Here is a 10,160-nt window from a genome sequence, read left to right as displayed (position 1 = left end):
CCGTAGAACCCGCAATGAAATATTTTATCAACTCTAACTGCTTATTTCTCGATAACTTACAATGCTTTATATACATCAATAACTCCTAACAATTTAAATGTTAGGTGTCAGCCCCTAATTTTTTCTCCCGGTAATCCATTCCATGCCTTAACAACAGCGCTATCAGTGACTTATCATCGGGGCATTGTTCAATATCTTTAAGTATTTCGTAGATTGTTCGAGTAATACCTCCGTCACGCTTTACACTGGCCTCTAAGATATGATTAAGGCATTTAGCAGCATCAGAGTCACCTTTGGGTGAGGTCGCGATTAAGTCGTGCTTCTGACACCATACGATAGCGTCCTCAAGCGAGATAAGCTTCGTGCTGAAAAAGCTGTAGCATCCAGCAAGCAAGATACCTGCTAAGCTTAATAAGCCTGAGAAGTTCAAAGTCACTCTGCAAGAGCTCGTTACGGTCTATAATGATGCGATTGAGAACCGTCAAAAAGGTCAAGCTATCAAAACAAGCAACATAACTCACCAGGCCGAGAAGCCGCAAAAGCCCTTGGAGGGTTACGATGACACATCAAACCAACCTAGTAAGACGCAATGGAATCTTCTATTGCCGCGTGTATGTCCCAAAAGAACTTCAAGCCTCTTTAGGACGCAAGGAAATATGGCGCAGCTTAAATACTGCCATACAAACACCACAGAAGCGAAGCCTATAAGTTTTGGATTCCTTTGATGGCTCTATGTACCGGAGCAAGGCTTAGCGAGGTCACTTTACTACGCAATGATGAAATTAGAGAAGTTAGCGGCCATTGGTTCATGCTAATCCAGCATCGTGAAGATAGAGGCATCAAAACAGCCGCTTCTGCTAATCTCTAATAAGGCAAAAATATCTGACCTCAAAACTCTTCCATTTTTATCTAATCTCAGCTATTAGCTAACTACGTAAACGTAAGTCATAAAAGAAATGAACAAAAAACTCAGTCTCTTTCTAATCCTTAGCTTCCTTGCTGTGCAGGTGTTTTCCACTTTGCACATGGTTGACTATGGCCTTGAGAAGCATGAGCATAATGGTCAAATTTGTGATATTTACCTGCATTTCGAGCAATCAAAGTCCAGCACTCCTGCTGCACAGGTCAGCTTAGCATTAGCAAGCTACACTTCCTTCGTTGTTATACTTCCTGAAGTGTCTGTTATTCAACTTCAGCGCTATCCTGCTGCTTCGCCACGCGCGCCTCCCATCCTGTCCTAAAACATCCATGACTTAACTTATGCCGTAGCCACTGCTGTGCCTGCGGTTCTGACTCGTATTTATATTTAGGACGAACTCATGAAACATTTTTCAAAAGCGGCCTCGGCTGCACTTATTACCCTATTAACCAGCACAACTGCATTGGCTGCATCGGATACTGAACTTCAGCAAATTCGCGATGATATTAAAGCGATGAAACAAGCTTATGAAGGTCGCATTGCTGGGCTTGAAAGCAAGTTACAAAAGGTTAAAACAACCAACGCTTCAGTTAATCAGACCACTGCGGCTGTTGCTGCTCCTGCGACTCGTAATGTAAAAGGTAATAGCTTCAACCCATCCATCGGCGTCATACTGAATGGGCAATATAATAGCTTCTCATCGGAAGAAGGGGATATAGCAGGCTTTGCCGTCGGTGAAGAAGGCGAACGCGGCGGCGAAGGCTTTGGCGTTGACCATACTGAGCTTAACTTTAGCGCCAATGTGGATGACAAATTTACCGGAAGCGTCACTGCTGCCATCGCCCAGCACGAAGGTTCCACCGAGCTAGAACTAGAAGAGGCATTTGTGCAGACCCTGCCTGGAATGGGCTTACCTGATGGTATGAGCGTGAAAGCAGGTCGCGCGCTTTGGACGCTAGGTTATTTAAATGAACATCACGCCCATACGGATGACTTTACAGACCGCCCGCTTCCTTATCGCGCTTTCTTGGACGGCGCTTATAATGATGATGGTGCAGAAATATCCTATATTCTTCCCACCGACTTTTATAGCGAAATTGGTGGTGGTATATTCCGTGGGGATGACTTCCCTTACGGTGAAGGAAGTGGTGAAGGTGTTGGCGCATTTTCAGCTTATGCACGCGTAGGCGGAGATATTGGCCATAACCAAAGTTGGCGTATTGGCGCATCGCTACTACATGGCGAAGCCGATGGTACACGTGCATCAAATGAAGATACGGTTACCTTTAGCGGCGATAGTAGCCTTTATATTGCCGATGCACGTTATGTATGGGCCCCCACAGGTAATGCCCGCGAACAAGAAGTTATCCTACAAGGTGAGTATTTTTGGCGTCAAGAAGATGGCTTATACGAAGATACTAACGCAGGCACAGGCGGCGTAAACTTCGACGATTCTTCTAGTGGTTGGTATGCACAAAGCGTCTATAAGTTTGATCCACAATGGCGTATTGGCGCTCGCTATAGCCAACTAAATGCAGCGGACACACCGCTTGGCCTTGCTGGTTCTGCGCTGGATGCGGATGGTTATAATCCGAAAGCCTATTCTGCGATGCTAGATTGGACCAACAGCGAGTTCAGTCGTATGCGTTTGCAATATAACCGTGAAGAATTATCGCGCGATCAAGATGATAATCAATTTACGGTGCAATATATCATGAGCCTCGGTGCTCATGGCGCACATAAATACTAGGCATGATGATGAAAAAACTTACGAAACTATGGGTGGTGGGGTTGCTTTGTGCAGCCCCATTTACCGCACAAGCAAAGGTAAACATCTTTGCTTGCGAACCAGAATGGGCGGCGCTCGCAGAAGAAATTGGCGGTAATAAGGTAGAGGCCTTTGCCGCTACTCACGCCCAGCAAGACCCACATCATATCCGCGCGCGACCAAGCTTAATTGCTAAAGCGCGTCAGGCTGATCTCATTTTCTGCTCTGGTGCTGGACTTGAGGTTGGGTGGCTCCCTATCTTGGTACAGAAGGCTAGCAGCACGGTACAGCCTGGTAAAATGGGTTATCTCATGGCAGCACAACATGTGCCAGTGTTGGAAAAACCAGTCACTGTTGATCGTAGCATGGGCGATGTACATCCCGAAGGAAACCCCCACATACATCTGAACCCACATAATGTGATGCGAGTAGCAAAAGAGCTCGCCAAACGGCTAGAATCTATTGATGCAGTAAACGCCTCTTTTTACAATACCAACCTGCAAACCTTTACCTCCCGTTGGGGGGAAGCTATGACTCGCTGGAACAACGAAGCTTCGGCCTTACGAGGAAAGTCGGTTGTGGTGCATCATAAAGCCTTCGCTTATTTATTGGATTGGCTAAACATAAAGACCGCCGCGTCATTGGAGCCAAAACCAGGTATCCCACCCACCAGTTCGCATCTAGAAGGCTTGCTATTACAACTTAAAGCCAAGCCAGCTGAGATGATCATTCGTACTCCTTATGAACCGGATGATGCCAGTGAGTGGCTTTCTGAGAAAACGAAAACACCAGATTTAGTACTGCCTTATACGATTGGCGGCGATGCAAAGAGTGACACTCTCTTTGCATTATTTGACCGATCCATCCAACTCTTAAAAGGAGCTGGCGATGATAAGCGCTGAAATGATTAGTATCGTAGGGCCAGCTTTTCTTGCCGGCATTATGATTGCTATAACTCATGCCCCATTGGGCATTAAGGTGCTAAAGCGCGGCATTATATTCATTGACCTTGCCGTAGCACAAATTGCTGGGTTAGGCATAGTCGCAGCTGGAATATGGCTGCATGATGCACCTTTGTGGCTAGTACAAATAATTGCGCTAGCTTGTGCTGTTTTGGCAGGATTATTCTTCCGTAAAGTGGAAGCGGTCATGCCAGAACAACAGGAAGCCATCATTGGCGTAAGTTTTGTGCTAGCCGCCTCCCTGGCAATTTTATTGATGGCAGATCATCCGCATGGTGGCGAAGAAATACAACATTTGCTTTCTGGCCAAATGCTATTTGTCACATGGCAAGATGTTCTTACTCATGCCCCTATCTATCTATTGATTCTCACAGCGTGGTTTCTGAAACCTACTTTGCGCGATGGAGTCGGTTTTTATTTGTTGTTTGCTCTCGCTATCACATCATCGGTCCAGTTAGTTGGGGTGTACGTGGTATTCGCCAGTCTCATTTTGCCGGCATTGGCAAGCAGAATGACAATTTTCCCTCTATCCATAGCGTGGGCATGCGGAGTTTTGTCTATATTGCTAGGGATTATCATCGCCACCCTGCTAGATTTTCCAGCGGGTCCGGTCATCGTATGTAGCTATGTGCTTATAACCATCTTGATGCGAACTTTACTGCCTAAAGTGGTTCAAAAAACAGCTCACTAAGAGGTGTTTTTTGTAAAGACATATTTGATTTTGGTGAAATGACTTATTACTTTTAATCAGGTGCCTAGCCTACTCTTTTTAGGCTTGCTTAGACAATGAAATCACGCGCCAATAACAATCAATCATCTCGACTAATTTAATAAATTCATGGCCAACGGTTTCCTTAACCACATAACCTGCGATACTTAAATCATAGGCTTTACTCATATCCTCAGGCGTTTTGGAGGTTGTGAGCACAAAAATAACCGTGTCTTTAAACTCTGGATCGTTACGAACCTCTTTAATCAATTCCAATCCATTCATGCGCGGCATATTCAAATCCACCAACATAAGGTAAGGCTTTGGTAGCTTCTCTTTTCCCTGTTCCCCACGCAACAAGGCTAACGCATCGACTCCCGATACGGCTCGCTCTATTGGGTTCTCAATATCTGCTCCGCGAAAGGCCCGCTCGATACTTTTTGCATCGATGTCATCGTCATCTACCACCAAAATCGTAACGGTTTTACCACCCTGTGCCATACTTTTCATATAGTTTTTATCTCTTCACTCTCTGATATACCTTTAGGTCATGTAGGAATAAATTCCTTCTTTAGCAGTTCTTAGTTTTTGAAACAGACTTACAATCTAAAGTTTTATTGTATTCTCCAATAAGTGCAAGAACCATTTCGCTTTTCGCTGTTTCTTGACTCAACTCTTAAGAGAGAGAGGATACATTCTTTAAAGAAACTCTCTTGGGGTCCCCTAATAATGTCGAAATACATGAGGCCTACCCTCACTCTTCATTTCACCAAGTTTGTATTTTTGACATGCGACTTAACACGTGATGCAAGCAAACCATACACACTCTCTATAGGTGTATGTATAACTACATTTAGTTAATATTTAGTTAATATTTATTAATAAACTAGATCGCAAGAGGATACATTGTATAAAAATACGACTATTAGTCACCCGCTACTCTGTGATTTCCAGCCATTCCAATTCGTCTTGCTGAAGAAAATTACGTAGCTCGCGGACATCGAATGCTTTCCCTTTTACCAGATAACCATTCGCGCCGAGCCTCTTAGCTTCACCAATATCAAACTTGTCACTCGAGGTGCTCGCCATGAGTACCGGGGTATTAGCATAATAAGGCAGGCCCTTAATAAACTCCAACACATCATGACCATTATATTTCGGCAAATTAATATCCAGTACAATGACATCATAAGGCTGATCTTGTTGCTCAAGAAGATTGATCGCTTTTTTTCCATCATCGGCCACGACTAATTCATAGCTCTCACCGGAGCTGTCCATTGTACGGCGAACAAACTCAACATCTACAACGCTATCTTCAATCAACAAAATTTTCATTTCTTCCTCATTTCAATCATCACCGTTAGTTGCGAACATTGCTTATTCTTCTATATTACGTTGCTTCTTCGGCCAGGTGAAGCGGAACAACGTGCCTTCCCCTTCATGCGATTCTAGCACAAGTTTACAGTCTAAAGTTGTGATGATTTTTTGTACTAAAGCAAGGCCCATTCCACTTCCTTCCACTTCGTCACGCGGACGTAGTGTTTGAAACATCTCAAATACCTTTGCATGATACTCTTGCGCAATGCCGGGTCCATCATCGCGCACTGTAATTTCGTATTTATCTCCTACATCCCGAATGGCGACCTCCACAAGGCCTGTTGCTTTATCGTGATGTTTCACTGCATTATGCACCAAGTTAAATAAGACTTGCTGCAATGGAATGCGTGGCAGGTGGATCGTTCCCATGACTGCATTGCCTTTAATCTCGAACCCTTCAGGCGCCGCAACCAAGGCGATAACATCCTCCATCACTTGGCTCATTTTCACTAATTCTGGTGCGGCATTTTTGACCTTTTGCTCAACACGAGCATATTCCAATAGATCGTCCAGCAGATGCTCCATACGCTTAACCCGCTGGCGCATTAAGGCTATATTGCCCCCCGTTTCTTCAGACATTGTTTCTGCAATATCTTCTTCAATCCATTGCGACAGATGATCGATCGCACGCAAAGGCGCTTTCAGATCATGCGATGCGACATAGGCAAAACGCTCTAACTCTTCATTGGACAAGGTCAGTTTTTCGATCAACCGCTCGCGCTCTATCTCACGCTCCAACAATTGCGCCGTACGATCCTCGACAATTCCCTCAACCACCGCACGACGGCGAGTTAGCTGAATAAGGATAAAAGTTGTGATGCCCGTCAACATCAGCCCTAAAAGAAGTATTAAGCGAGGTAACCATTCTGATTTAGCGTGATAGTGTGCAAGCTGAGGAATTACCTTTACCTCCCAAGAACGCCCTCCAACACTCAGCACCTCTTGAAAGCTAAACTTGTCAAATTCAGTGTCTGTATCAGGCAAAGAGTTGAAAATAAATTCTAAATTATTCGCATCCGTCATATCCGAAATTTGAATATGATTGGCTTCAAGCCTAGAACCTAATACCTGCTCAATGAGGTCATCAACGCGTAGAACCATCAGAATCAACCCTTTAAAGTTCTTCCGCCGTTGCTTTAAAGAAGGATACTCTCGTGCCCCCTCATAAATAGGATTAAACAGCAGCCGCAAAGACTGATTCTGGTTATCTTGTGCGATATTGATGTAGGCAGATGCATTAATCTTTCCTGTATCTCGCGCGGCATGGATTGCCTTATTCCGCATGGCAACATTGGCCGAAACAAGGCCTAATATCACCTTATTCTTTTCTATCGGCTCAGCATAATAGACCGGGTAATACGCTTCGTGATTGGGCGCGGGAATAAAGTTTCCTTCTGCGTCTTTATCAATAAAAGTGAAGTTACCTAGTCCCTCTTTTTGCGCTCTCAATTCGTAAGCTGTGCGCTCAGCACCCTTTACATAAGGTATCCAATCTAAGGCTTGAATACCTGGAGCATCCTCTAACCATGCGGTTGTGAAAGATTTGAACTCTTCTCTATCCACATGAGTAGAGGCATCGTAAAAACTTTTTAAGGCCCCGAGTGTGTCTAGCTGAACATGAAGTTCTTGCTTAATGGCCTGAATAATTTCTTTTGCCTCTGATTGAAAATTGTGCTGCAATTTCTGATTTTGCAAGTTTTGGAAAACGAAATAGGCGGCGATACTGGCAGAGACACCTAACCCGGCGAGCGCAAATGGAATAATGTAATCCCTGATGCACGTAGAAGGTGAATGGTGCACAAAATCCTGTTTGGCATCCTCTCCTAAAATACGGTAAGCCAAAAATACGAAGAAAATAAACGAAACCACTAGGCCAATAAGCAAGACGGTCAGGATGGTATTTCTTAATGTATGCCTTTGTTTCAATAGAGGTGTATCATCGACGATATGAGCAAATGTTAGACCGAGTCCCGCCAGCTCCATTGAATATTCATGCGGCACAGCAGGCCGAATGTTGACGGTCTGCACGGTTACGTCATTTTGTGATAATCGAAAGGCGTGTCCTTCCTGCAAAGAGTATTCACTAAAGATAGATTGCAATGCGGGGGTAATTTCGGCGCTTAAAATGCCTTCAACGCTTCCCTTGTGATAAATAGGAACCGCGAGCATGAAGGTAAAGTGATCGCTGCTTTGTTTCAAAAGTTGGAAATAATAAGGCTTCCTTGCCTCCAAAAGAGGCTCAAGCCAAGGATTAGTGACGCCATATTTTCCTTTCAACTCTTGCGATGCCTGAAGCACCACCTTTCCCGCGATATCCTGTATAATGATTTTTCCTTTTTCACCCGAAAGTGAGAAATTCTTGAGCAAAGCAATAAGGTCACGATTTTCGGCACTTGAGAGCATCGCGGCATTCACCAAGACAGGAAAACTAGCCAAATCGCGTAAAATGCTACGGTAACTCTCGACAGAACGCACTAAAAGCTCTGCTTCAACCTGCATTTGCTGGGTATTATCTTGGGTCTGTTTCGCTTCAAATGCCTGATTGATTTTCGGCAAAAGGATAAACGCCGTGATAAGCGAAAAGAGTAAGAAAAATCCAACAAGAAAAGGGATATATACCCGTAAGATAGATCGATCCTTTTCGTTTCTATCGGGAATATTATCTGGCATAGATGAGTCCTGATTCACGATCAGAATTTCATCATCCTCACCGCAACTTCTTGAGTTAAATAGAGCCACACTAGACCATAAAAACCTTAAGAATTTATTAAACCTGAGGTTGCTTCCCTTACTATCAAAAACCCTGAATAAAATATGTCACACTCTTCACCCTACCGCTGGAAATGAATAAGACCCATACCCCACCTTTTTCCTTGATAATACGCGACTAACGCTGGCTTTCAAACCGATGCAAAATCTCTTCGCGGGTGGGGGCATAACCTTCGGCTTCCCACCACTCTTCTAGCTGTTTGAGCCATGTGCCCATTTGCGGGCCGGGTTCTAACCCTAAAGCCGCAAGATCTGCACCGCCGATGGGGAAATTCGGAATTTCCCAATGCCCCGAAAGCCAAAGAATAGGGCGATAGGCTGCCGAGAGCATTTGCGCTTCATTCGGACCGAGGGAAAGATTCTCAGCCCAACTGACTAATACGAGCGCGCGAAAACGCTCATAGCCAATCTGGCGCAAAAGGCGTTTTTGTTCCGCCTCACCCATCTCCGAGGTGATTTGCTTAGCACTGCCCAAAAACTCCAGCAGATCCGATTGCGCATTGGAGAGCTTCCAACGTTGAATCACATAATCCGACATCGCTCCCTCTTGCGCGCGACATAAAAGGGAGAGCAGCACCATCGGCACCGGCAGTTCCTGCTCTTCAATATCGGCCATCAAACGGATGCGCGACCAACATTCTAAAACACGAGTATTCACGGCATAACCGAATAGCGGCAGCGTTAGGCGCTGCTCATCCATCAACTGAATCAGCGCAGGTGCCGCTTCTGCATCCATTAATTTCAGCATTTCCTGCGCGATGCGTTCGCCGGATAAATCATCCAGCATTTCACGGCATTGATGACAGGCAGCGAGCCCCTCGCCATCGATCTCGCCCTCGCTATAGCGCGCGGTGAAACGGAAGAAACGCAAGATCCGCAAACCATCTTCGCGGATACGGGTCTCGGCGTCGCCGATGAAACGAACGCGGCGTGCTCGTAAATCTTCTAAGCCGTGCTGATAATCGTAAACCCGGCCCTCAGCATCGCAATAAAGTGCGTTAATGGTGAAATCACGGCGCGCCGCATCTTGCTCCCAATCGCGGGTAAAGAGCACTTCTGCATGGCGGCCATAGGTTTTGATATCGCAGCGTAAGGTGGTAATTTCAAACGGTACATGGTCGATCACAGCCGTGACGGTTCCATGCGATAAGCCGGTTGGAATCGCTCTGATACCGGCCTTATCTAAAATCCCCAATACTTGCTGGGGTGAGGCTGTCGTTGCGACATCAACATCTTTAACCGGCATACCAGTAAGTAGATCGCGCACGGCACCACCAACAAAACGGATCTCCTGCTCAGCCGCTGCAAAGACTTCTACGAGTTTGCGTGTTTCGGGCCAAGTGAGCCAGCTATCTTTAGTAATATTACCGCTCATCGGCGTTGCTCTTGACTTCGCCCTGCACGATCTTTCCATCCTTCATAATGGCAGGCGTATAGGTTGCCGGGCCCGTCTTCTCACCCACCAAACCAAGCCAGATAAAACCTGCCGCTGCAATGAACATTGCCGTGATAAGCGTCACCAACCAGGGGCCATCCGTAATGCGGACGACCTCATCGCTATGGCGGAGCTTGTGGCGTTTATAGGCAAACCACAACAGATACAGCGCTATCGGAATAAGCGCGGGCCAAAATTTTGTAAGTAAGAATCGAATCATG

The 10,160-nt window shown here is 45.5% G+C and carries 11 protein-coding genes; 5 read left to right on the top strand and 6 right to left on the bottom strand.

What is annotated here, in order from left to right:
* Positions 1-100 precede the first annotated feature (100 nt).
* Positions 101-436 (bottom strand): hypothetical protein, encoded by a 336-nt coding sequence (locus P8P30_07755; GenBank protein ID MDG1287446.1) that lies wholly within the window; start codon positions 434-436, stop codon positions 101-103.
* A 288-nt stretch (positions 437-724) separates the two neighbouring features.
* Between P8P30_07755 and P8P30_07750 the strand changes: the two genes are divergently transcribed.
* The 5 genes from P8P30_07750 (at position 725) to P8P30_07730 (ending at position 4,340) form a co-directional block, all read left to right on the top strand.
* Positions 725-868 (top strand): hypothetical protein, encoded by a 144-nt coding sequence (locus P8P30_07750; protein MDG1287445.1) that lies wholly within the window; start codon positions 725-727, stop codon positions 866-868.
* Positions 869-956: 88 nt separating this feature from the next.
* A complete protein-coding gene (locus P8P30_07745; GenBank protein MDG1287444.1) occupies positions 957-1,241 on the top strand; it encodes a hypothetical protein in 285 nt (94 codons plus the stop codon).
* Positions 1,242-1,319: 78 nt separating this feature from the next.
* Positions 1,320-2,669, top strand: coding sequence for a hypothetical protein (locus tag P8P30_07740; protein MDG1287443.1), 1,350 nt, complete (start codon positions 1,320-1,322; stop codon positions 2,667-2,669).
* Between the two features lie 2 nt (positions 2,670-2,671).
* Positions 2,672-3,589, top strand: a complete 918-nt coding sequence (locus P8P30_07735) for a zinc ABC transporter substrate-binding protein (GenBank protein MDG1287442.1) — start codon at positions 2,672-2,674, stop codon at positions 3,587-3,589.
* On the top strand, positions 3,576-4,340 hold the full coding sequence (locus tag P8P30_07730) for a metal ABC transporter permease (protein MDG1287441.1): 765 nt from the start codon (positions 3,576-3,578) through the stop codon (positions 4,338-4,340). The genes P8P30_07735 and P8P30_07730 overlap by 14 nt, the downstream gene beginning before the upstream one ends.
* A gap of 78 nt (positions 4,341-4,418) precedes the next feature.
* On the opposite strand, the gene P8P30_07725 is transcribed toward P8P30_07730, so the two are convergent.
* The 5 genes from P8P30_07725 to P8P30_07705 form a co-directional block, all read right to left on the bottom strand.
* Positions 4,419-4,868: a response regulator gene (locus tag P8P30_07725; protein ID MDG1287440.1), complete on the bottom strand. Its 450-nt coding sequence runs from the start codon at positions 4,866-4,868 to the stop codon at positions 4,419-4,421.
* 426 nt (positions 4,869-5,294) lie between these two features.
* A complete protein-coding gene (locus P8P30_07720; protein MDG1287439.1) occupies positions 5,295-5,693 on the bottom strand; it encodes a response regulator in 399 nt (132 codons plus the stop codon).
* 42 nt (positions 5,694-5,735) lie between these two features.
* Positions 5,736-8,405: a CHASE domain-containing protein gene (locus P8P30_07715; GenBank protein ID MDG1287438.1), complete on the bottom strand. Its 2,670-nt coding sequence runs from the start codon at positions 8,403-8,405 to the stop codon at positions 5,736-5,738.
* 217 nt (positions 8,406-8,622) lie between these two features.
* A complete protein-coding gene (locus P8P30_07710) occupies positions 8,623-9,879 on the bottom strand; it encodes a CCA tRNA nucleotidyltransferase (protein ID MDG1287437.1) in 1,257 nt (418 codons plus the stop codon).
* Positions 9,869-10,159, bottom strand: a complete 291-nt coding sequence (locus P8P30_07705) for a DUF6111 family protein (GenBank protein ID MDG1287436.1) — start codon at positions 10,157-10,159, stop codon at positions 9,869-9,871. Before P8P30_07705 ends, P8P30_07710 begins: the two co-directional genes overlap by 11 nt.
* Between the last annotated feature and the right edge of the window lies 1 nt (position 10,160).

The sequence above is a fragment of the Rickettsiales bacterium genome (genome assembly GCA_029252805.1).
Classification (GTDB): domain Bacteria; phylum Pseudomonadota; class Alphaproteobacteria; order Rickettsiales; family JALZUV01; genus JALZUV01.
This window is presented reverse-complemented; position numbering and strand designations above follow the sequence as displayed.